Origin of the sequence: Methylobacterium terrae, from assembly GCF_003173755.1 — a bacterium.
GTDB classification, from domain to species: Bacteria; Pseudomonadota; Alphaproteobacteria; order Rhizobiales; family Beijerinckiaceae; genus Methylobacterium; species Methylobacterium terrae.
In genome coordinates this window covers 3,477,664-3,503,960 of sequence record NZ_CP029553.1, presented here as the reverse complement: position 1 = coordinate 3,503,960, position 26,297 = coordinate 3,477,664, and the positions used below count along the sequence as shown (strand labels likewise).

25 protein-coding genes and 1 pseudogene are annotated in these 26,297 nt (G+C 65.9%); 11 read left to right on the top strand and 15 right to left on the bottom strand.

Annotation, left to right across the window (positions count from 1 at the left end; translation table 11 throughout):
- Positions 1-47: 47 nt before the first annotated feature.
- From DK419_RS16065 to DK419_RS28690, 13 genes are all read right to left on the bottom strand, one after another.
- Positions 48-1,334, bottom strand: coding sequence for a phage major capsid protein (locus DK419_RS16065; protein ID WP_109959966.1), 1,287 nt, complete (start codon positions 1,332-1,334; stop codon positions 48-50).
- A 10-nt stretch (positions 1,335-1,344) separates the two neighbouring features.
- Positions 1,345-2,046 carry an HK97 family phage prohead protease gene (locus DK419_RS16060; RefSeq protein WP_109959965.1) on the bottom strand — a complete coding sequence of 234 codons (702 nt, stop codon included), beginning with the start codon at positions 2,044-2,046 and terminating at the stop codon, positions 1,345-1,347.
- Positions 2,043-3,284 (bottom strand): phage portal protein, encoded by a 1,242-nt coding sequence (locus tag DK419_RS16055; protein ID WP_162561272.1) that lies wholly within the window; start codon positions 3,282-3,284, stop codon positions 2,043-2,045. Before DK419_RS16055 ends, DK419_RS16060 begins: the two co-directional genes overlap by 4 nt.
- Positions 3,281-4,951, bottom strand: a complete 1,671-nt coding sequence (locus DK419_RS16050; protein WP_109959963.1) for a terminase large subunit — start codon at positions 4,949-4,951, stop codon at positions 3,281-3,283. Before DK419_RS16050 ends, DK419_RS16055 begins: the two co-directional genes overlap by 4 nt.
- A gap of 12 nt (positions 4,952-4,963) precedes the next feature.
- Positions 4,964-5,344 (bottom strand): hypothetical protein, encoded by a 381-nt coding sequence (locus DK419_RS16045; RefSeq protein ID WP_109959962.1) that lies wholly within the window; start codon positions 5,342-5,344, stop codon positions 4,964-4,966.
- A gap of 443 nt (positions 5,345-5,787) precedes the next feature.
- Positions 5,788-6,105 carry a hypothetical protein gene (locus DK419_RS16035; RefSeq protein WP_162561270.1) on the bottom strand — a complete coding sequence of 106 codons (318 nt, stop codon included), beginning with the start codon at positions 6,103-6,105 and terminating at the stop codon, positions 5,788-5,790.
- A gap of 23 nt (positions 6,106-6,128) precedes the next feature.
- The gene (locus DK419_RS16030) at positions 6,129-6,398 is read right to left on the bottom strand and encodes a hypothetical protein (RefSeq protein WP_162561268.1); all 270 of its coding nucleotides are present in this window, start codon (positions 6,396-6,398) and stop codon (positions 6,129-6,131) included.
- A gap of 233 nt (positions 6,399-6,631) precedes the next feature.
- Positions 6,632-6,904 carry a hypothetical protein gene (locus DK419_RS16025; protein WP_162561266.1) on the bottom strand — a complete coding sequence of 91 codons (273 nt, stop codon included), beginning with the start codon at positions 6,902-6,904 and terminating at the stop codon, positions 6,632-6,634.
- Between the two features lie 64 nt (positions 6,905-6,968).
- Positions 6,969-7,304, bottom strand: coding sequence for a hypothetical protein (locus DK419_RS28700; RefSeq protein WP_162561264.1), 336 nt, complete (start codon positions 7,302-7,304; stop codon positions 6,969-6,971).
- Positions 7,305-7,425: 121 nt separating this feature from the next.
- Positions 7,426-7,635 (bottom strand): hypothetical protein, encoded by a 210-nt coding sequence (locus DK419_RS16020; protein ID WP_109959957.1) that lies wholly within the window; start codon positions 7,633-7,635, stop codon positions 7,426-7,428.
- Between the two features lie 75 nt (positions 7,636-7,710).
- Positions 7,711-8,235, bottom strand: a complete 525-nt coding sequence (locus tag DK419_RS28695; RefSeq protein WP_162561262.1) for a hypothetical protein — start codon at positions 8,233-8,235, stop codon at positions 7,711-7,713.
- Positions 8,232-8,483 carry a DUF6074 family protein gene (locus DK419_RS16015; protein WP_109959956.1) on the bottom strand — a complete coding sequence of 84 codons (252 nt, stop codon included), beginning with the start codon at positions 8,481-8,483 and terminating at the stop codon, positions 8,232-8,234. Before DK419_RS16015 ends, DK419_RS28695 begins: the two co-directional genes overlap by 4 nt.
- A 254-nt stretch (positions 8,484-8,737) precedes the next feature.
- Positions 8,738-9,439 (bottom strand): hypothetical protein, encoded by a 702-nt coding sequence (locus DK419_RS28690; RefSeq protein WP_162561260.1) that lies wholly within the window; start codon positions 9,437-9,439, stop codon positions 8,738-8,740.
- A gap of 127 nt (positions 9,440-9,566) precedes the next feature.
- On the opposite strand from DK419_RS28690, the gene DK419_RS16005 reads away from it, so the two are divergent.
- The 11 genes and pseudogenes from DK419_RS16005 (at position 9,567) to DK419_RS15965 (ending at position 23,395) form a co-directional block, all read left to right on the top strand.
- Positions 9,567-10,664, top strand: coding sequence for a tyrosine-type recombinase/integrase (locus DK419_RS16005; protein WP_208642203.1), 1,098 nt, complete (start codon positions 9,567-9,569; stop codon positions 10,662-10,664).
- Between the two features lie 346 nt (positions 10,665-11,010).
- The gene (locus tag DK419_RS16000) at positions 11,011-11,235 is read left to right on the top strand and encodes a hypothetical protein (RefSeq protein ID WP_109959953.1); all 225 of its coding nucleotides are present in this window, start codon (positions 11,011-11,013) and stop codon (positions 11,233-11,235) included.
- A 377-nt stretch (positions 11,236-11,612) separates the two neighbouring features.
- A complete protein-coding gene (gene tssI / locus DK419_RS15995; RefSeq protein WP_109959952.1) occupies positions 11,613-13,976 on the top strand; it encodes a type VI secretion system tip protein TssI/VgrG in 2,364 nt (787 codons plus the stop codon).
- Positions 13,977-13,986: 10 nt separating this feature from the next.
- Positions 13,987-15,072 (top strand): DUF2169 family type VI secretion system accessory protein, encoded by a 1,086-nt coding sequence (locus tag DK419_RS15990; RefSeq protein ID WP_109959951.1) that lies wholly within the window; start codon positions 13,987-13,989, stop codon positions 15,070-15,072.
- Positions 15,069-16,220, top strand: a complete 1,152-nt coding sequence (locus DK419_RS15985; protein WP_109959950.1) for a DUF4150 domain-containing protein — start codon at positions 15,069-15,071, stop codon at positions 16,218-16,220. The genes DK419_RS15990 and DK419_RS15985 overlap by 4 nt, the downstream gene beginning before the upstream one ends.
- 57 nt (positions 16,221-16,277) lie before the next feature.
- Positions 16,278-17,270 carry a beta propeller repeat protein gene (locus DK419_RS28685; RefSeq protein ID WP_162561259.1) on the top strand — a complete coding sequence of 331 codons (993 nt, stop codon included), beginning with the start codon at positions 16,278-16,280 and terminating at the stop codon, positions 17,268-17,270.
- A 7-nt stretch (positions 17,271-17,277) separates the two neighbouring features.
- Positions 17,278-17,766 carry a hypothetical protein gene (locus DK419_RS15975; protein WP_162561258.1) on the top strand — a complete coding sequence of 163 codons (489 nt, stop codon included), beginning with the start codon at positions 17,278-17,280 and terminating at the stop codon, positions 17,764-17,766.
- Positions 17,767-17,880: 114 nt separating this feature from the next.
- Positions 17,881-17,979, top strand: a pseudogene (locus DK419_RS30010) (hypothetical protein); the annotation flags it as partial.
- A 348-nt stretch (positions 17,980-18,327) separates the two neighbouring features.
- Positions 18,328-21,462 carry an RHS repeat domain-containing protein gene (locus tag DK419_RS15970; protein WP_280953944.1) on the top strand — a complete coding sequence of 1,045 codons (3,135 nt, stop codon included), beginning with the start codon at positions 18,328-18,330 and terminating at the stop codon, positions 21,460-21,462.
- A 1-nt stretch (position 21,463) separates the two neighbouring features.
- Positions 21,464-21,733 (top strand): hypothetical protein, encoded by a 270-nt coding sequence (locus DK419_RS28680; RefSeq protein ID WP_162561257.1) that lies wholly within the window; start codon positions 21,464-21,466, stop codon positions 21,731-21,733.
- A 753-nt stretch (positions 21,734-22,486) separates the two neighbouring features.
- Positions 22,487-23,395, top strand: coding sequence for a hypothetical protein (locus DK419_RS15965; RefSeq protein WP_109959946.1), 909 nt, complete (start codon positions 22,487-22,489; stop codon positions 23,393-23,395).
- Positions 23,396-23,708: 313 nt separating this feature from the next.
- Here the strand turns inward: DK419_RS15965 and tnpC are convergent, their stop codons facing one another.
- Positions 23,709-24,992: an IS66 family transposase gene (gene tnpC, locus DK419_RS15960; protein ID WP_109959945.1), complete on the bottom strand. Its 1,284-nt coding sequence runs from the start codon at positions 24,990-24,992 to the stop codon at positions 23,709-23,711.
- A gap of 852 nt (positions 24,993-25,844) precedes the next feature.
- Positions 25,845-26,297, bottom strand: a complete 453-nt coding sequence (locus tag DK419_RS15955) for a GNAT family N-acetyltransferase (RefSeq protein ID WP_162561256.1) — start codon at positions 26,295-26,297, stop codon at positions 25,845-25,847.

Genomic DNA, 26,297 nt, shown 5'->3' with positions numbered 1-26,297 from the left:
CCGACACTCGGCCGGGCCTTCTGGATCAATACAGGATCAATTCCGCCTTATGCGGGGGCGGTGAACGGCCCATAGACGAAGCTCTCGGGACGATAGACCGCCATCGCAAGGCGCTCTTCACAGCGGATCGTCGCGAGGTTCTGAACAAAGTCGGCCTCGTTCTCCGTCGAAATCTCCACCGTCGCCACTTGGCGATCGAAGATCTGCGCCGCCATGCCAAGTGCGCCGACCATGAAGTTGCCGGCCGGCATGGCGTTGGTGTCCACGACCGGCAGGCCCCACAGGTTCTTGCCGTTGTTGATCGTGGGGTTGCTCCAGATGTAGCCGCCCATGTCGTTCTTGGTCAGCTCGATCTCCATCCAATCCTGCGGATTGAGGACGATCGCGTCGGCCGCGTACTCGGCGATCCGCACCTGAGCGATGGCGCGGCGGATGGTGTCAATGCGCGTGTCCTGCGCCTTGCGGAGCGCGTTGTTGAACACGGTCGCGCTCGGGATCAGGCCCTTCAGATGCTGGCCCGTTCCGTCGCCGAGCAAGATTTCCTGCTCTTCGACGTAAAGCAAGCCGTAGACGGCCCGGATGTTGAGGTAGCTCTGAAGCTCCGCAACATCGTCCAGCGCCTGCTTCGACACCTTGAAGAAGTGCGCCATGGTCTTCACCGTGGCGGTGCGCTGCTCAAGGGTGATGTCGGATTGCGGCTTGCGCACCGTCTCGGCCACGGGCGCGGCGTTGTTCTGGAAGCCGGTCTCCGCCACGTAGACGATGGCGTTGGTCCCGACCGTGCCCGGCATGATGAGGTTGCGGATGGTCATCAGTCGCTGGGGCGGCGTGATGATGCCCGGCCGGTACTCCGGCACGATGCCGGCGCCGACACCGCCGCCGGTGAATGTCCCGCCCTGGACGTTGAGCCCGGTCGTGATGGTGGCGACGGCCTTCACCTGGAGCCGCATCTTGCCCTGCGAGCCGGAGCCCTCCGGGAAGCTCTTCTTGAACAGGTCGCTCCCGGTGACCTGCTCGCCGATGCTCTTGACGTGCTCGGCCCCGGCCGGCGCGCCGCCGCGGCGGGCCAGCTTCTGCTCCACGTCGAGGAGCCGGGCCTGGAGCTTGACGCCGTCCGCCGACAGGGTCGCCAGAGCCGCCTTGGTCTCGGTGAGGATCGCGCCGTGTTCCTTCGCCTCGGCGTTGGCCTTCGCAACGAACTCGCCGATCTGCTTGTCACGCGCGGCGAGCGCGTCACTCAGTTCCTTGAACAGCGCCTCGTCGTCGGCGTTCTCGGCAGCCTTGCGGCCATAGGCAGCGTGCGCGGCGGTGAGGCCGCGGGAATGGAAAGTCATGGTGTGTCTCTCACTTCGGAAGGGAGAAGCCGCGCAGTTGCGCCAGGAGGGCGCGCGCAGAACCGGTGTCATCGTCCGCCGCGCCGCGGGCGTCGCGCCCGTCCAGCAAGTGCTTCAGGCCGCGATTGGCGATCACCGCGGCCTTGCGTTTCGAGAAGCCGGCATCCCGCAACAGCGTCTCAAATTCCGGTAGGGTCGGAAGGCCGCCGTGGGCGACCTTCAACTTGACAGCATCCACTCTGGCGAGGTCATTCGCCGGAAACGTGACCAACGAGACTTCGAGAAGCTCCAGGTTGGTCAGGGTGATGATGCCGGTTTCGTCATTCCTCTTGTGCTCGCGGACGCGGTAGCCGATCGATAGGCCGGTCACAGCGCCGGCCGTCATCAGGGCGTGCGCCTCCGCCGCGCGAGCAACGCTCTTCGTCAGGAGCCGCCCGTCGAGGGCGAGGCCGGTCGCGTCTTCCTCCAGCCGGTCATAGACGCCAATCGGCTCCTCGGTCCGGTGCTGCCACAGGACCGGCACCTTGCGGCCCTTCGCGGCGATCTCCGCCAGGCTGGCGGTGAAGGCGCCGGGGGCGACGATCTCGCCGTAGCTGTCCTCCACGCCGAAGACGCTTCCGTGTCCCGAGAAGCGGCCATCGTCGCCGGCCGCCTTCACCGCCAGGTCGAAATCTCGGACCTTCACGGCGCGATCCCTGCGCGTGCCGATCATCCCTGCTCTCCGTCATTTTCGAGCGCCGCCGCGCCGGGCTCCTCTGCCGGCGCGCCGATCGGGACGTCCTGCATCTGCACCCGCACCGTGTCGCCGCCGTCCAGCGGGGGCAGTCCGAGCTTCCGGCGCGCTTCGTTCAGCGCCATCACCGGGCCGCCGGTCATTCGGTTGTAGTAATCAGCACGGGACTTGCTGTCGGTTTGCAGCAAATCTTCCGTGTTGAAGTCGGCAAACAGCGTGCTCCGCTCTTCCGGCAAGAGTAGTTGCTGGCGGATGGCCGCTGTGATGCGCCGCAGGTACGGCCGGAGCTTGTAGATTAGGAATGCGAGGTTTTGCTGTTCCAAGCCGGTGCCGAAGCTTGTTGACTTCGCGGTGTGACCGACCATGAACGGCGGCACATCAAACCACCGGCAGATGTCTTCCACGCTGAACGCGCGAGATTGCAACATCTGAGCATCCTCGGGAGAAAAGCCGATCGGCTGGAAAGTCATTCCCGCGGGAAGTAGAACCATGTTGCCGGGCCGCTTGTTCAGGTTATCCGGACCGAAGTAGCGGTCATACATTTGGTTCCACTGTTCCTTCGTCGGCGGTTCTTCACCCTTGGACCAGCCTAGGAAGCCGCTCGGCGTGCCGCCGGTGCCGAAGATCCGCGCCGCACTCTCCTCCGCCGCCAGGCCGATCCCGAGGCTTTGCCGGGCGAAGGCAATCGGCGACAGGCCGAGGTCGCCGCCAGGACCGAAGCCGCGGACGTGCAACATCTCCTCCGCCGAGATGCGCCGGAAGCCTGCCCGGGGCCCGTAAGGGTCGCTGTAGGCGTAGTGGCGAACGCCGAGGTTGTCGCGCAGCACCTGCACCAAGTCAGGATGCAGGAGCGTCAGGGCCATCACGCCCCCGTCGCCGCGGCGCTCGATCTCCAGGAAGGCGTTGCCCCGCGTGAGCAGATGCACCATCACGCCTTCCCACAGCTCCACGTCCGAGAAGTCGGCGTTCGGCTGCGATCCGAGGATATCGAACAGCGGATGGCTCGTGGCTGGAGCCGGCGCGCCGTCGCCGCCGCGGCGGTAGAGCACGAGAGGGAGCGTCGCGACAGTCTGTGCCAGAAGCCGGATGCAGGCCCAGGCGGTCGCGTGCTGCAACGCCCGATCCACGGTCACCGCCTGGCCTGAGACGGTCGGGTAAGCACCGAAGTGCCATCCGGTCGCCTGCCCCAGGTTAAATCTCAGGCTCGTTGCGCTCACGCGGCCCACTCCACGCGCATGGGTGCGTCAAGCCAATCGGCTACACTCATCTTCGGCTTCTCCGATGCTTGGCCTTTGGCGAGGCCGAGGGCCATCGCGAGCGCCACGGCGGGATCGATGCGCACTGATGCCGTGCGGTTCGACTTGCCCTTTTCGAATTTCTTGTTCTCGGCCGGGTCCGTAACCACGATAGCGTTGGCGATAGCGCTCGTGAGGACCGGGTTTCCGCCGTGCCGGAGGCGTCCGCCAAGGGCCAGCTCGGCGAGGTAGTCGAGGGCCGGGCCGAAGCTCTTGAACCCCTGAACGAAGGGCACGAGAGGCAACGTCAGGCCGGCTTCGTCGAGGTCGGCGCGCAGGTAATCGACGTGCCACGGGTCGAACCCAACGGCTTCGATCTGGAACTCGGCCTTGAGCGCTGCGAGCGCCGGCACCATCCGACGGTAGCTCATCACGTCGCCCGGCAGCGCGGTCAGGTGACCGGAACCGATCCACTTCGCGAACAGCTCCCGCTCGAGGGGGCGGCGCGCCGCAAGCTGTCCCTCCGGCGTCCACGCCAGGGTCAGGACATCATAGCTCGGCTCCGGCTCGTCGCTCGGAAACACCAACACCGCGGCGGTGAGGTCGTGCTTCCCGGACAAGTCGAGGCCCATCCAGCAGCGCCGGCCGCGCAGGGCTTCCCGATCCACGGGTCGGTTGCCGATAGCCCACACCGCGGCGTTGACGATCCGCGCATCAGCCTCCGCATCCACCCTCTGATTGAGCCGCAAGTTCCTGAACGCGGGCTCGAATGCCGGCAGTCGTTGTGCTCTGTCCCGCGAGCGTTTCAGCTCATCCACGTTCAGGAACTTGCCCCATCCCGGGTTGCAGGCCTTCAGGGTCTCGTCGCTGAACGGATCGGCATCGGGTGGCGCGGCCAACAGGTGCACATAGACGCTCGGATCACCGCCGCGCTGCGCGTCGTCTATCAATTGCGACAGCGGGTGTTGATCGTCCTTTGCTTGCGTGCTGATGATGATCCCGAGTGCTTCGGACCGCTTACCCATGCCCTCTAAAAGGTTGTCCAGAAGCGTCCTATCGTTGACCTGCGCCAACTCATCGAAGACCCAGAACGAGGGCGCCAGGCCGTGCGCCCGGCGCGCGTCGGCAGTCAGCACCGCGAACGTCGATCCCTTCCCCGGACCAGCCTCAACCAGGATCTGTGTCTTGTGCTGCAGCACGTTCACCCGGCCGCCCAACTCCGGGGCGGCGTCGAGCATCGCGACCATCTCGCGGAAAATGATCTGCGCTTGCTGCCCGTCGATCGCAGCCGCCAGCACCTCGCCGCGCGGCTCGCTCTCTGGGCCGAGAAGATGCGCCAGCGCCAGGCACGCGGTGAGCCCGGTCTTGCCGTTGCCCTTCGGCGCGCTCTTGATCGCGAGCGACACGCGCCGCTTCCCGGCCGGTGTCAGGTCTCCGTACAGGCGTTCGATGAACTCGCGTTGATCCGGCAGTAGCCGCACCTTCGTGCCGGCGAGGATGCCCTTCGTGACCGGCAGCGACTGAACGAACCGGATCACCCGTTCCGCACGAGACAGCCCGGCACGCTGCCATGACGGCTTGCGCTTGATGAGCGCGGCCGCGGCCTGAAGCTCCTTCCGGCGCCCTGCGCCTTTGCCCCGGGCCGCCATGCGCGCCGCCTGCTACTCGGCCCCGTCCGACATGGCCTGAAGCTGCGCCTGGAGCTTCTCGCGATCGGCTAGAACGGCCGCGTGCGACTTGCCGGTGATGGCGCACGTGAGCCCGTCCGCGATCGGCCCAATAGCGTCGGCCAGCGCGAACGGCAGGTCATCAAGATCAACCCCGGTCGGGGGCACGAAACCGCCCGGACCCTTCGCGCCGATCTCCACCAGCCGACGCAGAACCTGCGGCTCCAGGTCGTTCAGGGCCAGCTCGATTTTCTTGCGCCAGTCCTTCCCGAACTCCGCCTCAATCAGCACGAGGTCGGCGGTCTTGAACCGGATCACGTGATCCGGAGCGAGCATGTCGAAAGGGACAGCGCGCGCGAGGCGGTTGTCGGTCATCGTTTTCTGTCCTCGGTGGAAAATTAAGTGCGCGGAAAACTCAACGACCGGTCCTGAGACGACGGCTCGCGCAACTTTCGCCTACCCCCCCGTGGGGGATGGGTCAGGAAGCCACGACGTTGGCGCGTGGCAGGCTTACGTGTTGAACGGGTGCCGACTATCCAGCGGTAGCCCATCGCCGCCCACGCGGCTGCTATAGCCCTTCCGCTCCTGTTGCTGTTTGTCGCTGTTGTGGTGGGGCACGCACAGCGATTGCAGGTTGGTGGGGTCCATCAGGAGCCGGTCGTTTCCGCGATGCGGTCTCACGTGGTCCACGTGGACAGCCGGGACGCGCAGGCCTTGAGCGGCGCACATCCCGCAATGTGGCTCGCGGCGTAGGTGTGCGGCCCGGAGAAGCCGCCACTCGCTGCCATAGCCGCGGGCGCTGGCGTTCTTCCGTGGCATCAGGTGAGGCGGCTTAGGGCGGGAGACTGCCCGTTCTGCACGTGGTGGCGAACCGCCTCGTCCCACGCCTCGCGCGCGCTGATGGCCCTGGTGATCTCGCCATGCAGGACGACGGGAGCGGTGGTGGTCAGGGTGGTGGCTGCGGCGGCATCAGCGAGGCGGCGGGCCGCTTCCTCTGCCCGATCGGCGCGTGCGCTCTCGGCCCGCAAGCGCTCGGCCATCTCCTGGCACCGCCTCGTGTGAGCGCCGCGCATATCGCGGATCTGGCCGTTCAAGCGGCCGATCTCGCACCGGGCCGCGGACAGCTTCCGGGCCATGGTATCGACTACCTCGCGCCGCATCACGCCACCTGCCGCTTTGCGCGCTCAAGGCTGGTGATCGTCCGGTGCGCGCCTTCAAGGGCTGCGATCACTGCCGGGATGCGCGAGGCATAGACCGTGAGGCCGGCGCCGCTCTTGAACCACGCGCCCTCGCGCCGGTCATGATGGTACTTCTGCACCTCGACGGCGAAGCCGCGGTCGTTCTCCACGATCGCCATGCGGTATTCGGTCGAGACATCGCGACGGACGGACGGCAAGTCCGCCACGTGTCGCCAGTCATTGCGAGGCATGTAGGGGTGTCCCCAACGCAAAGCGCACCGCTGGCGGGGCCGGCGATGCGCTCAAGGCGGATTGAGAAGGGCGCCTACCTCGTAAGAAACTCCGTGCAATGTGGCAAGCGAAAAAAGCGTTTGTTGCCCTTGGCTTAGACGGATCCACCCACTGAAGTCATTCTGCTTGTTCGTGTTTTGTGCCTTGCCTGCGGCAGGACGGCGCGGCTGCAAACCGCGCCGGTTTCCAACCCTCAACGTGGGTCGAGCAAGGCGCTGATCCTCCGAGCACGTTCGTAGATCTCGCCAAGGGCGAAATCGAGCTTGCGCCGGTCACGAGGACACAGCGGGAGCGTGCTCGGCTCCGGCCCGGTGAAGCTCATCCACCACATCAGGACGAGGTCAGCGAGGGCGAGAAGCTCCGATGTCTCCTCCTCCAGGCGGTTTAGCACGTCGAGCGAGATGCCGGACAAGCCAGCATCCTTAACCGCCGGTTCACGATTTGTGGTATAGCCTGCATCGGTCATGTTGATCCCCCGATTGCGTGATCAAGGCCGAGGGGCGCAGTCCAGGCGCTTCCTCGGCCACTCCTCAGCTCAAGATGCGTCCGACAAGTCGACTGACGTTGGCTTCAACCGCGGCGGCATAACCCTGAACAAGTTGGGGCGCGAGCCTCGTCGAAAGCCCGAAAGAAGCAAGCGAGCGTTCGGCTACGGCAATCCTCTCGTTCTCAGGAGGATCTTGTGGGCCAAGGTCGGCAACGTACTTTCGGACGGCGTTCAAGAACGCAGGCCATTGCGCCATGTCGCTCGGTCCATAGCGGTCCAAATCGATTTCTATTGTCGCCGCGCGGATCGTCGTAGGGATCTTCTCGACCCTGTCGGCCATGTCCCTCAGACGCTGAGCGATATCACTGAACGTTTTCATGGTCCTTCTCCTCTCCGGAAAGGCAGCCGGCATGCTTCACGCACCAGGGTTGGCGCGCGATTTCGGGTTTCTGATTTTCGAGGAATGCTAAGCCCGGCCGCGTCCTGCGGCCCTGAAGATCTTAGCTCTGGAAGTTCTTGGCAGGATCGAAGGCATTCACCGCCTTCAACATGTACGCCCTGTTGGCGTCAGCCTTCGGGAAGATGCTTGTCGCGTTGAGCGCCGTCCCCAATCCCGACAGCCTGACCATCTTGCCGTTCCTATCGTAGAGCACTCCATCGGCACCCACGTACCAGGGCGTTGGCTGGTGCTCATGCTGCTCTTTGCTCATCTGCACCCTACCCGAGATATAGATAGTAGGCTCACCCGTGCGTCCGGGTATGGAGGCTCACCGGCGCGTCCGGCTTCAGGCCCGCAGGAGGCTCGCCCGTGCGTCCGGCCCCGGACGCGCCGGTGCGTCCGGCTTTTTGATTTTTGCGCCCCCTGGAGGCGGCTGTGTGGAACGTCGTTTTTCGGTCTTCGCCCTGGCAAGCGCATCGATTGCTTCTCCTTCGGTCTTGATGGATTTCCACCCGTTCGTGGGCGTCGGGCTCTTTCCGCGGCCGGGCACGTAGGTTAGCCCGTACAAGCTCGGTTTGCGGTAAGATGAGATAGATCGTCCGCCGGCCTCGGTGACGATCACGAAGCCCAAATTCACGCACTGGCGGATAGCTTCCGCCACTGATGCACGGCGGATGCCCGCCGTTGCAAAGTCGCTGTAGGTGCACGGCAGCTTGCCGTTGTCGGCCCCGCCATGTCGCATGTGCTCTAACTCCAGACGGTCGAGCACGCGCCTTGCGTCATCTGGCAAGTAGCGCCACGCGACGCTCTCGCGCATCTCTTTCGAGTGAGCCACGAAACTGGAGCCGAGGGCGCTCGGCTTGCGGCTCAAGCTGCATCTCCCTCATCCAACAGGAGCCGCAGCAGTTGTGCCCGGATGGCATATTCGTAATTTGCCAACTCGGTCTGGATCAGGTCTTCCGCCACTCCCTTCCGGCGAAGGCTGGACGAGAGACGCTTCAGTTGCTCGGCAAGATGAGCTTCGGCGTGATGATCCGATAGGGATACCATGTAGCCCGCCGTTCGCCTGATCTGCGGCAGGCGCCGGCAGAAGCGGAACGGCAGAACGGTGGCGCTCATGCCGCGTTCTCCTGCCGTTCTATCCAAGCGAGGATGGTCGAGCGCCGGGCGCAGAGCGTCCCGCCCAACTTGAAGCTCGGGAGGCCGAGCTTGTCGGCGGCATGGTACACGCGGCGCCTGTTCGCCTCGGAAGCATCGCCGAATATGAACTCAGCGATTGCCTCCGCTCCCGTCATGAGGTCTTCCGCAAGCGGCAAGCCGCCCCCGTTCGCGCTCGTTGAGCGCGCTACAATCTCAGGCATTTGTGTTTCTCCTTAGTCTTTAATTACAGAGGCGACAGCCATGATAGTCTTGTGGGTGATTTTAGTAGTGTCGGCCCTATCAGATTGATTGCTATTCGAGTGACCACTGAACCAGAATTGCGCAAAGATGTTGTTTGAGCCCATGGCTCGAAAATAAATATCAATCATCGGATTAGGTTTGTTAAAGACAAATTCAACAATCAGCGTCTCAAATACGCTTTTTACAAGATCGCTCCGGATGGCTCCTCCCTGTGGATACGCGATGCCATCTACTATGTACGCAGATAATTTATTGATACCCTCCTCTTCAACGGTAGCCGCATCAATCAATTTCTCAAACACAACCCCGAACGGCGCGTTGAGTTGGAATATCTCGTGTAAATCTCCTTTCTGAGTGGTTTTGAGGCCCATTCGGTCGGTGAGAATAGCGCTTCTATAGCTCTCAACTAGCGAGCCGGCATCTCTTATCGAAGACGATGCGTTGACACCGATCAGCAAATTACACGCATCCGTTGCGGACATTTTAGCAGCGGAAAGACCTCTCCCTCCTTTCTTGATATGTCCGTGATCACGAACACTTATGCCGATGCCGCGAACAGTCGCTTCATCCATGCCCTCGACTTGGGCAATTGCTCGCGTGAGGTCGTTAAAGAATGCCATCCCGGCCTCATGTCGGTAAAAAATACATGAAGGGTTGCGACCGTCAAGGGCCATGTCGTACATTCTTACATGGCGAGCGAGGCCGTGTGAATGCGTGCCATGACGCGCCGGTAAACGGGAAGGGCCACCACCTATGGCAACGGTTAGGAAGCGGACGCTACCAAGCGGGAAGGTCGCGTGGTTGGCGGGCTATACGGACGGGGGTGGCAAGCGCCGCTTCAAGCAGTTCGCGACGAAAAAGGAGGCCGAAGCCTACCTGCTCCAGGCGCGCAGCCAGGTAGCTTCCGGGGTGCACACACCGGACAGCGTGTCGCCCACGGTCGCCGAAGCCGCCGAACTTTGGCTTCAGCGATGCGAGCGGGACAAGCTGGAAGCGACCACGCTCCGGCAGTACCGGACCCACGTGAACCTGCACATCGTGCCGCGGATCGGGGCAACGAAGCTCTCAAGGCTCACGGCGCCCGGCGTGAACGCCTTCGTGGATCAGCTCCTTGCCGATGGCCGATCCCGGGAGATGTGCCGGCGCGTGCTGGTGTCCCTCTCGGCGATCGTCACGGAGGCGCAGCGGCGAGGACTGGTGACGGTCAACAACGTCCGGAGCGCATCGCCGGTGAAGCGATCGACGCGCGACGACGCACGGCCGGAGATGCCGACGAAGGCCGAGTTGAAGGCGATCATCGAGGCGACGCCTGACAAGTGGCGCCCCATGATCCTCACGCTCGTGTTCACGGGCCTGCGTGGCTCGGAACTTCGGGGCCTCCTATGGGAGGATGTGGACTTGCGGAAGGGCGTCGTCCGCGTCCGGCGGCGCGTCGATCGCTTCAATGCGTTCGGGCCGCCGAAGTCGAAGGCCGGCACGCGGGACATCCCGCTTCCGCCGAACCTGCTACGGGTGCTGAAGGAGTGGAAGCTGGCCTGCCCGAATGGGAAGCTCGGCCTCGTGTTCCCGAACGGGAACGGCGGCATCGAGAGCCACGGCAACATCCTGTCCCGCGTCTTCTGGCCTATCCAGATCACGGCCGGCGTCACGGTCATGCGTGACGGCAATGATGAGCAGGGGAGGGCGGTGAAGGTGCCCGACGCCAAGTTCAGCCTTCACGCCCTGCGGCACGCTGCGGCCGCTCTGTGGATTGAACAGGGGCTCGGCGCGAAGCGCATCCAAAGCCTGATGGGGCACGCGTCGATCCAACAGACGTTCGACCGCTACGGGTATCTCCTGGAGGCTCGGGACGACGAAGCCGCCATGATGGCCGGCATCGAAACCGGCCTTCTGAGCTAACCTCGCAACACGGATGGAACACGGACCGCGTAAGTTATTGGTACAAGTCAATTTTGATTGGTATCATAATCCTTGTGTCGGGGGTTCAAATCCCTCCTCCGCTACCAAAACATCTAATCAAATCATTGACTTAGCGGCCATGCCCTGGACATCCCGTCCGGGGCTTTTCGCTTCTCGGGCTGTTCTCGGGCTGCGACCCCCGAAATCCTTCCGGGCGCGATCCGGCCGGATTCGTGCGCCCGGACGCGCTCCCGGCCACGATCCTGCCGCGCCGCGTTGACAGAGCCAAGCCCCTCCGCACCCGCTCGGGCTTGCCCGCGGGAGGGGTCGGCGCGAGAATCCCGGGATGCCCGACGAAGACAGCTACCCGCCCGAAACCGCTCGCGTGCGTGAAGGGATGACCCCGTCCCAACGGCCGGCCGGGCATCAGGAGGATCTCGTCGTCACGGTCCGCCTGCGAGGCGACGGTGAGCTCGTCGTCTCCTCGCCGGGGATGCCCCCGCACCGCATCGTCGCCATCCGGGCGAAGCGCGCCCAGGCCGCGGGGCAGCGGGTCGCTGAGCTCGTCTAGGAAGCCCTCGTCGCGAGGGAGCGACCCGATGGCGTCGAGCGCTGAGCCGTGTGCCGCTGACCACGCCCACCATAACGGCCTGGGGCGCACCAATCCGCCCCCTCCGCATCAAGGATTTTTTTCTGAAACAGCCTCGATAGTGTCGCCAGCGTCACGACCGCTCAGGGAAGCCTTTCGTCTGGGCGGCCAGGGTTTGGTACGCGAAACGTGCTGTGTTCGCGCTTGATCTGCGCCGGCTATACGATCCGATATCCTGCCACTTCAGCGTCATGCCGGACGGATCGTACCTGCGCTCACCGCGCTTCACCGGGTTGATCGTTCGGCTATCGCGCCCTAGACTATGACATCCGGTACAGACTTCTACGGCAGGGCAGGCGATGAGCGAGCACGTGCGCTACACCCAGGCCGGGCGCCTGATGGCGATCGACACCGTGCTCGGGCCCGACGCCCTGCTGCTCGAGCGCCTCGAAGTCGAGGAGGGCCTCAACCGCCTCTTCACCATCCAGGCCCGCGTCCGGGCGCAGCGCGACGAGGTCCGCCCCGACGAGATCGTCGGCACCGCCGCCGACCTCTCCCTCACGCTGGCCGACGGCTCGCAGCGGGTCTGGAACGGGCTCGTCACCGAGCTGCACGAGGGACCGATCGTCACGAGAGGCGCGCGCCAGTACGCGCTGACCTTGCGCCCGCGGCTGTGGCTGATGAGCCAGCGCAGCGACTGCCGCATCTTCCTGACGCACTCGACGCTCGAGGTGCTGGAGACGCTCTGCGCCGAGCACCGCATCCGCGACTACAACCTTGCCGGCGTCACCCGCCCGCCGCAGAAGCGGGACTACGTCGTGCAGTGGAACGAGACCGATCTCGCCTATCTCATCCGCCGGCTCGAGGAAGAAGGGCTGTTCTACTGGTTCCGCCATGAGCGCGGCAAGCACACGCTCGTCGTCGGCGATCATCCGTCCGCGTACGACGGCGGTAACGAGACCCGGGTGCGTCTCGCCTTCGGCTCGTCGGATGCCGAGCACATCCACGACTGGCGCCGGCAGCTCTCGTTCACGCCGGGACGAAGGGCCGGTAAGGATTATGAGTTTCTAACGCCAAATCTCGATCTGGTTGCCGATACACCTTCGATCGACCGCGTTCCCGAGAACACAGCTTACGAACTCTACGAGTACCCGGCAAGGGCGCTGACCCGCGAGGCCGGCGAGCGCGCCACGCGGCTGCGCATCCAGGCGACCGAGACCGGCTTCGACCGCATCGAGGGACGCTCCAGCGTGCGCACGCTCGCGGCGGGCTCGCGCTTCACGCCCTACGAGGTGGCGCATCCGGGCCACGTCTACCCGGCACAGGTGGTGACGCAAATCCTGCACCGGGCCGAGGACCCGACCTACGAGAGCGGGGCGGGCACGCCGCACTACGAGAACGCGTTCACGACGCTGCCGGCCGACCGCCCGGCGACGCCGCATCGCACGGTGCCGCGCCCGCGCATCGACGGCTTGCAGATCGCCCGGATCGCGGGACCGCCGGGCGAGGAGATCCACACCGACGCGTTCGGACGGGTCAAGCTCACGCATCTGTGGGACCGGCGCGCCCGGGGCGACGGGACCGACACCGGCTGGGTGCGGGTGACGCAGTCCTGGGGCGGGACGAGCTGGGGCCAGCAGATCATCCCCAGGGTCGGGATGGAGGCGCTGGTGGCCTACCAGGAGGGCGATCCGGACCGGCCGATCGTGGTCGGGATCGCGCCCAACCCGAACAACCCGGTGCCCTACGCGCTGCCGGCGCACAAGACCAAGCTCGTGGTGCGATCGAACACCTACAAGGGGCGGGGCTACAACGAGATCTCGATGGAGGACGTGGCGGGCGCCGAGAACCTGTTCACGCACGCCCAGAAGGACATGACGACGAAGGTGCTCAACGACGCGACGGCGCGGGTGGACGCCAACCAGGTCGGGAGCGTGGGGGCGAACCACTCGTTCGAGGTCGGGAACAACCAGAACCAGGCGATCGGTGGGTCGCGCTCGCTCACCGTGGGAGCGGTGGGCGGCGCGGCGAGCGCGGCGCTGGGAGCAGCGATGGCGGGTCTGTCGGGGCAGACGGCGGAGCTGCTGGGCCAGGCGATGGGCGTCGCGATGGAGGCGATGGCGGCCGATGCCGGCGGATCGGACGCCCCCGTCGATGCGGGCGCGCTCTCGGGCGGCGGCGCGCTGGCGGGGCTGGCGGCGGGGTTCGGCGGGCTGGTCGGCGGCGGCGGCATCGGGGGCCTGCTCGGCGGGGGCATCGACGCGACCCGCGCCGGGATCAACGACGCGAGCGTGCGCAGCCTGCGAACCGCCGGCGGGGCCGGGATGGCGGCGGCGGGCACCGCGCTCGCCGGCCAGGTCGGCGGGATGATGGGCGGGCTGGGGGGCGTGATGAACACGATGGTCACCCGCTTCCAGAACAACACCACCGGCATCGCCGCGACCGAGCAGGTCGGGGTCAGCAAGGTCGTCAATGTCGGGCAGACGATGCTGGAGAACATCGGCAAGGCCCACACCCATACGGTCGGCGAGCAGCTCGTCATCAACGTCGGCAAGGAGATGCAGATCAACGTCGGCGAGGTGTTCCAGGTCGTCGTCGGAAAATCGAACCTGACGATGGACAAGGACGGCAACGTCACCATCACCGGCACGAAGATGCTGCTCGGGTTCTCCGATTCGGTGACGGCCTTCGGCAAGGTCATCGACCTGAACCCGAAGCGCTGAGGGCGGGCCGATGCTCATCCGCAACGAGACCCCCTTCGCCGCGATGGGATTCGGGCAGCTCCACCGCGACGGCACGCCGATGGCGGTGCTCTGCGTGCGCGCCGGCTACCGGCTCGATCCCGACGGCTCGCTCCACCTCGCCGAGGACCAGGCGATCGTCCTCAACGACGTCTACGCAGGCGATCCCCTGCGCACGCCCCTGCTCCGCGTGGGCGATCTCATCCCCTACAAGCCCGCCGCGGATATCACGCTGCTCGGCGCGGCCCACGCGCCGAACGGCCGGGCGGCGAGGCGCTGGGAGGTCGCGCTCTCGGTCGGCGATCACGGCGTCCGGCTGCGGGTGCACGGCCCGCGGTCGTGGGAGCCGGCGCTCGCCTTCCTTACGCCGACCTGGAAGCTCGGAGCCGCGGAGCCGGCCGCGCGCGTCCCGCTCGACTACCGCTACGCCTCGGGCGGCCGGTATGTCGGCGATCCCGACGGCGGCGCCGACGCCCGCAACCTCCTCGGCCCCGGGCTGCTGCATCGCGAGTTCAGCCGCGTCGGCAAGCCGTGCCGGGCGCCGCAGATCGACAGCGCCCGCGCCCCGGTGGACGCCCCGTTCGCCAGGCCGCTGCCGCAGGGCTTCGGGCCGGTACCGCCGTTCTGGTCGTGGCGCCAGGCCTATGCCGGCACCTACGACGAGGCTTGGCAGGCCGCGCCGGAGCGGCGCCTGCCGGACGACTTCGACTACCGCTTCTACCAGACGGCGCACGGCGACCTCGTCCTACCCCGGCTCCGGGGCGACGAGGAGGTGCGGCTGGACGGCCTGGTGCCGGGCGGCGGCACGCTCCGCGTCGCACTGCCGGGCCTGGCCCTCGTCGCCCACCACCACTGGCTCGACGGCCGCCAGGTCCACGCACGGCTGACGCTCGACGGCGTCCATCTCGACCTGCGCCGGGACGACGGCCCGTGGCGGGTGGACCTGACCTGGCGCGGCTGGGTCGAGGCCTGCCCGGCCTATGACGGCGCGGTGCTGCTCCCGGTCCGGCTCGCCGAGGCCGACGGCCTGCCGGTCTCGGGCGAGCACGGCCTGCGCGAGCCGGAGACAGCCGCATGACCTGGCCTCGCGAAGGCTCCCGCGACGTCCGGGACGGCCTCATCGTCTCGCAGGTGCCCGACATCTGCCTGACGCCGCAGGGCGCCACGATGGTGCCGGTGCCCTACACGATCTGGTGCCGCCAGGCCGATGCCGCCGCACTCGCCGACAGCATCCGCCAGACCGACGAGCGCACCCACACCCGGGGCTCGCTGGTGCTGCGCTGCTACGGCGACGAGCCGGGCACCGGCGGCGGGATCCGCTCGGGGACGACGGGTGCGGAATGCACGCCCAAGACGTGGTCGTCCTCGGTATTCGTCGAAGGGCGCGAGATGGTGCGCCACGACGACGAATGGTGGATGAACCACCGCAACACCTACGGCAAGCTGATCTACACCAAGGACATGGAGCAGGCCGAGGTTGCGGATCCGCGGGCGATCGTGCCGCTGATGGACGACGGCCGGCGGGTCGGCGCCGCGGCGCCCGAGGCGACCTCGTTCGCCGGCCCCGCCTCCTCGGTCGGCGCCGCCGGAGCGGTGATCCAGGGCGGGCGGATCGTGATCCCGCCGCTCATCAACGGGGCGCGGGCCGGGGCGGTCCGGATCGCCGGCGTGCTGGTCCAGATCTTCACTGGGGCGCGCACGTCGCGAAAACCCAGAGAATGCCCTTGCGTCGTCGCGCCATACCGGCAGTTGCAGCATGTCTGCGCGAAGGCCTGTGTCGATGGGCAGGCCCATCACATCGTGCCCGATTTCGCCAAGCGATATGTCTCCCGGGCGGCGGGGATGAGCGGCCAGGGGCGCATTCGGGGATTGGCGGGGTACTATGAGGGAGCTTCGATCTGTTTGGCGGGGCAGGCGAAGGATGATGGATCTGAGCATTTCGAGGCGCATCAAGCTGATAAACGTATCGAAGCGCTAGGCAACAATCATCCAGACACGCCAGCCTTTCCAAAGGGCACCGCTCGGATTGAAGATATTCGTGATGCTACCGAGGAGCAGGTCAAATCAGTTCGTCCAGAATGTTCTGCGCAGATAGAGTCTGGAATTAGATCAGAATTTTCAGGCACCAATCCGAACATTCTTGGCAGAACAACCATCGATCGTTTGCCGCAGGGCAGCGCACTGAAAGCACTTTCTAATTCATACTCATCATCTACCCTGCATTAAGGTGATAAATCTATGGCAAGACTTATATTCACTCGTGCGAGAGCAATCACGAAGGACGTGCTCTACACGGCAGGCGTCGATGACAATGCCGATGCGGCTGAGCCGCTAACAAGGGCATATCAATACTTTCACGGAAAATGGGAGTACGGCGAGTTTCCTGCTTCAACGCAGCGAATCGCTCTCTATCGCCGGCCGGAGGGAGGCCGCATCGCTGTTTACATGTCTCGCAGTGGAGAGCTTTTTTCGCCGGAGCCATCATTTCAAAACCAGTCAATACACGCCAAAGATATGGAAAATAAAAAAAAGCTGGGATATCTTGCCGATTTAAGGCAAGTCGCCAGTCAGTTACTGGCCTGCGGGGACGGAGGTCAGAATTATTGCCGCATGAATCGCGACACGTGGGCTCCGATGGATATATCAATTTTCGATGATTATGTCGATGTGAATTGGGCTTTTGAGATAAAAGCTCGAGGAAATACTGGAGCTGAGCAAGATAGATACTGGGAAGAAAATCCTGAATTGAAACGGGAGCGCACCAGAAGAATATCTTTGTTCAACAAAAGCCTATCACTCCACGCAATCAACGGCCCAAGCCTCGACAATCTGTACCTCTGCGGCGCGAAAGGCGCAGTCTACTTCTGGAACGGCGAACGCATGGAGAAGCTGTCGGTCCCGACCTCCGCCTACCTGCTCGACATCCTCGTCGAGGATCCAGACACCATCTGGATCTGCGGCCGCAACGGCACCCTCCTGCGCGGCAATGCCCGCCAGGGCTTCACCGCCATCCCCTGCGACGACGGGCCGACGTTCTCCACCCTCACCCGCTTCGACGGCAGGATCTACCTGTCCAGCATCTCCAACCCGCGCGGCGTGTTCGTCCATGACGGCCGCACCGTGCGCCAGGTCGCGAGCGGTTTGCGGCGCGACCTCGCCGACGTCCACACCGTCGATGCCGTCGAGGGCGCGCTCTGGGCCGTCGGCTCCCGCGACGTCGCCCGCTTCGACGGTACGGCGTGGGAGCGCATCAAGATACCGAAATGGTCCGACTGAGATGGCGGTGACCCCCACGCTGATGGACGAGGCGGTCCGGCGCATCAACTGCATCGCCGTCGGCGCCTGGCTCGAGGCCTGGCTCGCGGCCCTGGGCCTACCCCTGCCGACCGCCTTCGGCCCGACCGGCGAGGCGGTCACGCCGCGCGCCTCCGGCCTCGTCCTGCGCATCGGCGCGCTCGCCCGGGCGCAGGGGCTGCCCGATCCGCGCGACCGTCTCCACCTGATCGCGATCGAGGCCGACGCGAGTGCCCCGATGCCGCTCGGCCTCGACCCCGACGGCGAAACCCTCGCGACGGCGACGGCGCGACTGTCGTCGTCCATCGTCGGCGGCTCGCCCGGCGAACTGGCGGCCGGCGACCGGCGGGTCTCGTTCTTCATGGAGGGGGGACGGGTGATCGAGCTGCGGTTCCTGGACGGCCTGGTCGGCTTTGACCGGCTCCTCGTCGCGCGCCTCGGCGAGCCGGGCGACTGGCGCAATCCCGCCGACCGTTGAGACTCCGAGGGACGCCGCCGACGAGGCCGCGGTCGACGAGACAGCCCCCGGAGCGAGCCGGTCGTCGTCAGCCGCGGCGAGTACGCCGAGACCTGGGAGGAGGTCCGCCTCGACGGCACGATCCCGCTGGAGCTGCGCCGCAGCTACGGCCACCAGCGCGGCACCGACGGCCCGCTCGGGCGCAACCGCACCTCGCTCCTCGACGTCACCGTGAAGGTGCGGGCGGACAACAAGCTGCTCTACCGCGACGAGGAGGGCCGTCGCGTCGCGTTCGCGCGACCGTTCGGCTTCGAGCCCTCGCGCAACGCCAAGTACCGCCACCTCGCCCTGACGGCCCCCTGGCTCAAGCAGCTGCGCCTGTCCGACGGGCGCCTGACGCGGTGCTTTGCGCAGGGCAAGGACCGGGTCTACCGCCTGACCGCGATCGAGGACCCGCACGGCAACCGGATCGCGCTCGCCCGCGACGGGCAGGGCCTGCTCCTGCGCGCCGAGCACAGCGACGGCTACGCGCTGACCTTCGCCAACGACCCGCAGGGCCGCCGCTGCTCGGTGACCCTCGCGATGGGCGGGGCCGAGCGGCGCCTGGTGGACTACGCCTACGACGCCGCCGGCAACATGCTGAGCGCCGACCGCGCCACCGCCTTCAGCCTGACCTACGCCTACGATGCGCGCGGCCGCCTCGCCCGCTGGCAGGACGCCGTCGGCCGGACCTGGTGCACCTACGCCTACGACGTCGAGGACCGGGTGGTCACCACCGGCACGAGCGGGCCGTGGAACGGCGATACCTTCAGTTACGACGCGCAGGCCCGGCGCACCCTCTACCGGCCCGGCGGCGGCGCGGCGGTCGAGCGCACCGACTATGACGCCGACGAGAACGTGCTGGCCGAGACCGACGGCCTCGGCGCCGAGACCCGGCACGCCTACGAGGACGGCTACCGCACGCAAAGCACCGACCCCCTCGGCCACGTCACGCGCTTGGCCTACGACCCCGACGGCAACGTCACCGAGGTCGTCGACGCCGAGGGGCGCCGCACGCGGCTGCGCTGGAGCGGCCCGGGCCAGCTCGACCTCGTGCTGCAAACGGGCGGCGCCTGGCGCTACGAGCGCGACCGTCAAGGCAACGTCGTCGCGGCGCGCGACCCGCTCGGCACCGAAACCCGCTTCGACTGGACGCCGGCCGGGCGGCTCTCCGCGATCCACCACCCCGACGGCACGAGCGAGCGGCGCGACTACGACGCGCAGCACCGGCTGGTCGCGGTCACCGATCCGAAGGGCGGCGTCACGCGGCTGTCGCGTGACGACCCGTTCGGGCGGGTGACCGCCGTCACCGACCCGCTCGGGGCGCACACCCGCATCCTCTACGACGACGCCGAGGGCGTGCCGCTCGACACGCCCTCGGCGGTGATCCGCCCGGACGGGGTGACGATCCGGCGCCGCTTCGACGGCGAGGGCCAGGTCGCCGAGGTCGTCGACGGCGAGGGGCGGGTCACCCGCTACGCCTACGGTCCCTTCGACGAGCTCCTGTCGGTCACCGATCCCGGCGGCGGCGTTCTGTCGTTGGCCTACGACGTGCGCGGGCTCCTCGTCGCGGTCGCCAACGCCCACGGTCGGACCTACCGCTACGACCGCGACGGCGCCGGCCGGGTGGTGGCCGAGACCGACTTCGACGGCCGCACCCTGCGCTACCTCCGCGACGCCGCCGGCCGCGTGGTCGAGCAGGAGAACGGCGACGGCTCGCGCGTGTCTTACGCCTACGACCGCTCCAACCTTCTGGTCGCGCGGCGCGGCTACGCGGCCGGGATCGACCCGGGCACCGGCGCCCCGGAGGTGGAGGAGCGCTTCGCCTACGACGCGCGCGGCCTGCTGGTGCGGGCTGAGAACGGCGACGGGGTGGTGACGCTCACGCGCGACGCCCTCGGGCGGATCGTGTCGGAGAGCCGCGACGGCCGCACGGTCGAGAGCCGCTACGACGTGCAAGGGCATCGGATCGAGCGGCGCATCGGCGAGGGGCTGTCGGCCTACGCCTACGATCCGCTCGGGGCTCTGGCCGCCCTGACCCTGGCCGGGCCCGGCGACCCGACCACGATCGCCTTCACCCGCGATGCGCTGGGCCGGGAGACCGGCCGTGCGGGCGGCGGGTTCCGGCTGGCGCAGGCCTTCGATCCGCTGGGCCAGATCGTGCGCCAGCGCGCCGGGGCGGGTCACCACGCCCTGGAGCGGCGCTGGAGCTGGAACCGGGCCTATGAGCCGACCGCGATCGCCGACGGGCTGTGGGGCGGCACGGCCTACGCCTGCGACGCCAACGGCCAGGTCACCGAGGCCCGCCACGGCGAGGGCTTGCCCCCGCCGCGCGCCGACCTCGCCGCCGGCCTGCTCGGCCTGCCGGGCGAGCAGGTCGAGGTCGAGCGCTTCGCCTACGCGGCGACCCGTGACGTCGCCGCCTCGGACACCGCGCTGCCGGGCGAGCCGCTGGGGCGGGCGTTGACGCCGTGGCTGTCGAGCCCGGGCGGCAAGGTGAAGGCGGCGCGCGGGGCGGACGGGTCGCGGATCCTGCTCACGCACGACGCGCAGGGGCGTGTGGTCGAGCGGCGGGTGGAGCGGCGCGGGTTCCGGCCGAAGCTGTGGCGCTACGGCTGGAACGCGCTCGACCGCCTGGTGTGGTGCGAGACGCCTTCGGGGGAGCGGTGGGGCTACGGCTACGACCCGTTCGGGCGGCGTGTGTGGAAGCGACGGGTGGGGGCGCCGGGCGACGGGCCCGGCGTGGTGCGGGGGGAGGCGCCAGCGGGGGAGGCGCCAGCGGGGGAGGCGTATCTGTGGGACGGGGACGTGGTGGCGCAGGCCGCGCCCGTTTTTGCCGACGGTCGTGTGGCGTGGGACCGGGCGGTGTCGTGGCACCACGAGCCGGGGACGTTCCGGCCTGTGGCGCGGGAGCGGGGTGGTGTGGTGCACCACGTGGTGACGGACCATCTCGGGACGCCGCGTGAGCTGTACGATGGTCAGGGGCGTCGGGCGTGGTCGCGGTCGCACCGTCTGTGGGGCGGGACGCGCGGTGTATGGCGAGGCGAGGCTGCGAATGACGGGGTGGTGTCGCTGGCGGGGGTGCGGGCGGCGCGGGGTGCGGGAGAGGCTGAGGAGGACGGGTCTGATCTGTGCCCGATTGGGTTCCCGGGTCAGTGGGCGGACGATGAGAATGGGCTGAGCTACAACCGGTTCCGGTACTACGATGCGGAGGCAGGGCAGTATGTCAGTCCGGATCCGATAGGATTGGAGGGAGGATCCCAGCCACAAGGATATGTTCAACGACCAGTCGCAGAGCTTGATCCATTCGGGCTAGCTGGATGCGATTTTAATAAATCCAAAAATGTAAATGAAAATCAGGCTGTTCCTAGCAGTTCAGCGGAGGGCGCAAGACTGAAGGAGCATCTTCGTCAGGCACAAAAATATGGCAAGGGAGGGGTCAAGGAGCTTGAAAATGGTAGGATTAGATATTATGGGATAATTGATCCCGCTAAAACACCGGGTGATATGATTGGGCGTCGCGTCGTACGAGAGTGGAACCCCGTTACGGGCAGAACTCGTACTTGGCATGAAACAATCGACGCTGCAGGAAATGTGCGACAAGTTCGCCCAGAAACGGGCGGTGCAAAAGTTCATTTCCGATTTGACGCCAACGACAACTACATTGGGAAATGGTGAAATGAAAGTGACACTACAAGAGATACGCGATAAATTTGACGCTCTATGCCAGGAAACTGTAACGAGAGAAGAACTATCTGCGTTTGCTGCAAAAGCAATGTCTGCAGACGACACTGGAGATCTTGAAATGGAATCAGCGCATTCAGATATTATATGGGACGCGATCATGTATTTGCTCGGCGTTGATTTGCAAACTGAGCCTGATACCTATCTTCACAGCATAGAAGATTTTGAAGAAACAAGAAAAAAACTTGGAATAAAAAATAAATAATTTTATAAATACCAAGACAATGGAAAATTATTGCAAAATTATCTGGATATTTATAAAACATATATTTAGATCTTATTTTAATTTAAGATTACATATCTATTTTTTATAACGTTAATTTCTGTATAGATGACGGAAAATAGATTTTATATCTGCAAATTTAAATAGATATCTTGTGTAATTATACGGTATAAGGACACGGTGGCACAGGCTGTATCATTAGCAATAGATAAGCTTCGGATATGAGAGCCTGTTTGACTGATTTCGGCGGTCGCGCGTTGTCGTCGGCTGGAGGAGCCGATGTGGACGCAGGCAGATCGCGATCACTACGACGATCGCGTTTTCCCGCGACGCGCTGGGTCGGGAGACCGGCCGGGCGAGCGGCGGGTTCCGGCTGGAGCAGGCGTTTGATCCGCTGGGCCAGATCCTGCGCCAGCGCGCCGGGACGGGGAGCCACGCCCTGGAGCGGCGCTGGTCGTGGAACCGGGCGTTCGAGCCGGTGTCGATCGCCGACGGTCTGCGGGGCGGGACGACCTACGCCTACGACGCCAACGGCCAGGTCGGCGAGGCCCGCCACGGCGAGGGCCTGCCGCCGCCGCGCGCCGACCTCGCCGCGGGCCTGCTCGGGATACCGGTCAGCAGATCGAGGTCGAGTGCGTCAGGAAAATGCCGTTGGGTGAGCCAGACCTTGCCGCTATGATCTCGCCATCCCGGCACGCGAGCGCAGGCCGATGACACGGATAGGACGGGGGTAGCGTGCACGATCGTCCCACCTCTCCGCCCCCACGGGCTACGGCCTCCGCGCCCTCCCGCCCCGGCCCAGACCCGACCGATGCTCCGCCGCGGCCCCGGCGCCGGGGGGGACAGAAAGCCGCCCGCCTCATCGACCGTGCCGCCCTCGCCAGGGACTACCAGGACGGCGCCAGCACCGTCGACCTCGCCCGGCGCCACGACGTCTCCACCAAGACCATCAGCACCCTCCTCAAGGCCGCCGGCATCCGCCCGCGCAGCGTCGCCGAGGCCAGGCAGGTCCGAACCCGCAACGCCTGGCTCACCCTCCCCAAGCCCGAGCCGATCAAGGACCGACCCGAGATCACCGACGTCGTCGGCGTCGTCCATCGCGCCACCCTGCGCATCCCGACCGCCTTCGGCTTCGACATCCTGCGCGGCCCGCCCCTCGGTGGCAGCGGCAACGGCATCATCCTCACCCGGGAACTCGTCGCTCATCTCGAGCAGCACCGCCTGCACCCGGGCGCCTGCGGCCTGCCCCTCAGCCCGGCCAGCCTGACCCGCCTGCGCCGCCGGCTCACCCTCGACTGGCACGCCGACAATCAGGATTGGTGGCAGGAGCGGCGCGAGGACCTCGCCACCGCCGAGACCAAGGACTTCGCGGCCCGGCACGGCGCCGACCCCGCCATCGTCAACCATGTCCGGCGCCGGTTCCACGGCCGGCGCCGCGAGCCGCGCGACACCTGGCTCGATGCGGCGGCGCGCGACCTGATCCTGTCGCCGACGCTGAGCCTCGCCCAGATCGCCCTGCGGCTCGGGATCTCCCGGGCCTACGTCTCCGAACTGCGCGCCGAGCTCCGGACCGGACGGCGCAAACCCGACGCGCGGCGGACGCGCCGTGCGGAGGGTGCGCCATCGCGACCAACCAAGGTCTGATCACCGTCGGCGGCGCTCGGCCGGCCCCTGGACACCCCTGACCCGAAGTCGAGGAGGCCGATGGTTCGCACGGGGTCACGCGACTGTTCAGCGAGATGGTGCACCGCAAGCAGACCCTGCTTCCCGCCGAAGCAGGTCGGAAGCCGGTTTGCAGCGATGGGGCTGCAACGGTCCACGGCCGCCTGTCCACCATGCTCAGTCCAACGAGGCCTGCCCTACTGCACCGGTCTCACTCAGGGTAATTACCCACGGGGTGTTTTTCGGCTCGCGCGTTCGTCGGCACGTCTATCCGGGCTGGCGGCTGGGAGGTTGATCAGGCTGTGATGGTGGCGAGTAGGGTGGCGAAGGACGTGGCCTTGGTCCTGAGCGCGGCGGTGGCGACGACGGTGCGCACGTCCGCCTCGCCCTGGGCGGCCCACATCGCCCGATAGCCGTTCGTCACCTTGCGCTGGATCACCGCCGGCCGCAGGTCGCGCTCGCAGGCGTTGTTGGTCACGTCCACCGTCCCGGGGAAGGCCACGAAGGTCAGGAGTTGATCGCGCGCCCGGCCCATCCGGGCCTGGAGCGCCTGGGCCAGGTCGCACGTCGCCGGGGCCTTCAGGATGTCGTCGAGGTCCTGCTCCAACTCGCGCCGCTTGCGCGCCAGGGTCGAAGTCGCCAGTTCGGTCAGCCCGCGGGCGAGCCCGAAGGCCTTGTCGAGCCACCACTGGAGCCGCAAGGCGATCAGGTCGTCGCCCGCCTCGACCGCATAGGCCACGTCGCGGGCGAGGTGCGCCAGGCAGGTCTGCTGGCGCTCGCCATGACCCTGCTGGGCCGAGTACCGGTCGGAGAGCCACACCTCAGGCCGATGCCCGGCCATCACCTCGCCGACCACGGATGCCGCCCGGCTCGGGGCGGCGTGATGTACCACCGCGTCCTGGCAGCGGAACACCCAGTGGAAGCTGTTGGTGCCCTCGATGCGCACCCCGGTCTCGTCCGAGGCCACCACGCGAGCCTGCCGCAGCCGCGCCAGCGCCGCGTCCCGGCCCTCGGCAAAGCAACCTTGGGCGCGCCGCAGCAGGTTCATCAGCCCGCCCTGGCTCAGCCTCAGCCCGAACAGATCCGACAGGGTGGCCTGCAACCGTTCGTAGGACAACGCCTGGAACGTCTTCAGATACGTCGCCACCGCGTGCAGACGTGGCCCGAACGGCGTCGCGTCGGCCCCCGCCGGCCGCGGGGCGACGACCCGGGTCCGGCAGGCCGGGCAGGTCACGCACAGGCGCCGGTGCTGCTCGACGGCTGGGCGAACCAACGGCAGGTCGATCCGCTCGTGCACGCTGATCACCTCGGCCGGCAGATCGGTGGGCAGTGGCTCGCCGCAGGCCGTACACGAGGTCGGCCGATGCTCCATGACCTGATCCGGATCAGGCGTCAGCGCCCGCTTGTGGCCCTCGTGCCCGGGCTTGGCGCCGCCCGGCCGGGCCTTCTCGCGCCGCTGCTTGCGGTCGCTCGCCGGCGGCTTGGACGAGGTGCGCGACGTCTGCTCGGGCCGGTGCAGCTTCAGCACCAACTCGATCAGTTCCTCCTTGCTCAGGCGCTCGAGGTCACTGCGGCTCATCCCGACAACGAATCAGCCAAACCGCGTTCCGGCAAGGGGGGCGACCCGACGATCCCGCCGCGGCCAAGCCGCGCCGTCCCGACACCCCCCTGGGTAATTACCACTCAGGTCCACATGAGCGGCATCCCAGATCGGACCGCGTCGTTGGTGAACGTCACAGATCCATCTGGACTGGTCATGCGCCACCGGCATGTCCTTATGGGTATACCCTAGCGGATTTTGGACATCGTTTGGGGCAGCTTTCGACCTGCACCGGACGTTGGATCCATGCTGCTGATGCTATAGTGTTTTTAGGTGATGTTGGAGCGGTGTCGTGAAACTCGATTGTCGGAGTGTCAAAAATCCCCTTTGGCAATTTGATATATATGAGACGTGCGACGGTAGTATTTTATATCCTAGATGCATTATATTTGTATCTCCTCTTGATGATCTGGTTCATGCATGGATCTACGACGCGGGGGAAATTCTCCATTATAGACGCTATATAAATGGTGTTTATGTAGATTATGGTTGTAAAATACAATCCATTGCCTTTATCCACGATGATTATGAAGGACTTTCGATGGATTATTATTTCATGAACTTAGAGCTTCCCGACGGTTCAGTCTGGCGATGCACACCCTGGCAACGAGGGATTGATCCGGAACCTGGTTACTTCTCGCGTTTGCATTTCGACACATGGGTCGCGCGGGAAAGGCTTCGCCCAGCTGGGAAATGATGTGCGCTCCTATGTCCGCTCACCACCCTGAGCGGACCGTAGGCGCGGCGCTCCGAGGTCCGTTCGTTATTCCGGCCGTCCGAAGGGGCATACCCTAACGGGTTTTGAGCGTTGTTTGGGGCTGCCTCCGGCCCTTATCGGACGTTCCACCCATACCAGCAAATGGGGTAGCCCTGCCGGGGGTGGTGGCCCTCCGAGACTAACGTCAGGCCCATACGCTCGTAGAAACTACGCGCACCAGTGTTCATTGAGGCTGTTCTAAGAGTAAAGCCTGCGGGCATAGCGTCCATTGCTTGCTTGAGCAGCAGCGATCCCACCCCCTTACGCTGAGCAGACGGCAACACGAAAAGTTGGTCTAGCACGCCATCGGCGATCTTGAGGGCGAGCAGGCCGACGATCTGCCCCTCAACCAACGCAACGGTCAGCGTCCATGCATCCGCTAGTTCGATGTTGATGCGCGCGCGGAACTCCGCCAGAGGGACCACGCCGGGTGAAGCATCGGAACTTGCTGCGCTGTCGTGCCAGACCTGTGCGATAGTATCGAGGTCGTTTTGGTGCGCGGTTCGGCATTCGATCTGAACTTTCAC

What these genes read in the sequence shown, in the direction of transcription:
- DK419_RS16015 (WP_109959956.1), bottom strand. Translation starts at nt 8,483, where the DNA reads ATGAGCGCCACCGTTCTGCCGTTCCGCTTCTGCCGGCGCCTGCCGCAG.
- DK419_RS28680 (WP_162561257.1), top strand. Translation starts at nt 21,464, where the DNA reads ATGAAAGTGACACTACAAGAGATACGCGATAAATTTGACGCTCTATGC.
- DK419_RS28690 (WP_162561260.1), bottom strand. Translation starts at nt 9,439, where the DNA reads ATGGCCCTTGACGGTCGCAACCCTTCATGTATTTTTTACCGACATGAG.
- tnpC (WP_109959945.1), bottom strand. Translation starts at nt 24,992, where the DNA reads ATGAGCCGCAGTGACCTCGAGCGCCTGAGCAAGGAGGAACTGATCGAG.
- DK419_RS16045 (WP_109959962.1), bottom strand. Translation starts at nt 5,344, where the DNA reads ATGACCGACAACCGCCTCGCGCGCGCTGTCCCTTTCGACATGCTCGCT.
- DK419_RS16035 (WP_162561270.1), bottom strand. Translation starts at nt 6,105, where the DNA reads ATGGCCCGGAAGCTGTCCGCGGCCCGGTGCGAGATCGGCCGCTTGAAC.
- DK419_RS16050 (WP_109959963.1), bottom strand. Translation starts at nt 4,951, where the DNA reads ATGGCGGCCCGGGGCAAAGGCGCAGGGCGCCGGAAGGAGCTTCAGGCC.
- DK419_RS15990 (WP_109959951.1), top strand. Translation starts at nt 13,987, where the DNA reads ATGCTCATCCGCAACGAGACCCCCTTCGCCGCGATGGGATTCGGGCAG.
- DK419_RS15985 (WP_109959950.1), top strand. Translation starts at nt 15,069, where the DNA reads ATGACCTGGCCTCGCGAAGGCTCCCGCGACGTCCGGGACGGCCTCATC.
- DK419_RS16000 (WP_109959953.1), top strand. Translation starts at nt 11,011, where the DNA reads ATGCCCGACGAAGACAGCTACCCGCCCGAAACCGCTCGCGTGCGTGAA.
- DK419_RS16025 (WP_162561266.1), bottom strand. Translation starts at nt 6,904, where the DNA reads ATGACCGATGCAGGCTATACCACAAATCGTGAACCGGCGGTTAAGGAT.
- DK419_RS16020 (WP_109959957.1), bottom strand. Translation starts at nt 7,635, where the DNA reads ATGAGCAAAGAGCAGCATGAGCACCAGCCAACGCCCTGGTACGTGGGT.
- tssI (WP_109959952.1), top strand. Translation starts at nt 11,613, where the DNA reads ATGAGCGAGCACGTGCGCTACACCCAGGCCGGGCGCCTGATGGCGATC.
- DK419_RS28700 (WP_162561264.1), bottom strand. Translation starts at nt 7,304, where the DNA reads ATGAAAACGTTCAGTGATATCGCTCAGCGTCTGAGGGACATGGCCGAC.
- DK419_RS15970 (WP_280953944.1), top strand. Translation starts at nt 18,328, where the DNA reads ATGGGCGGGGCCGAGCGGCGCCTGGTGGACTACGCCTACGACGCCGCC.
- DK419_RS16060 (WP_109959965.1), bottom strand. Translation starts at nt 2,046, where the DNA reads ATGATCGGCACGCGCAGGGATCGCGCCGTGAAGGTCCGAGATTTCGAC.
- DK419_RS16065 (WP_109959966.1), bottom strand. Translation starts at nt 1,334, where the DNA reads ATGACTTTCCATTCCCGCGGCCTCACCGCCGCGCACGCTGCCTATGGC.
- DK419_RS16030 (WP_162561268.1), bottom strand. Translation starts at nt 6,398, where the DNA reads ATGCCTCGCAATGACTGGCGACACGTGGCGGACTTGCCGTCCGTCCGT.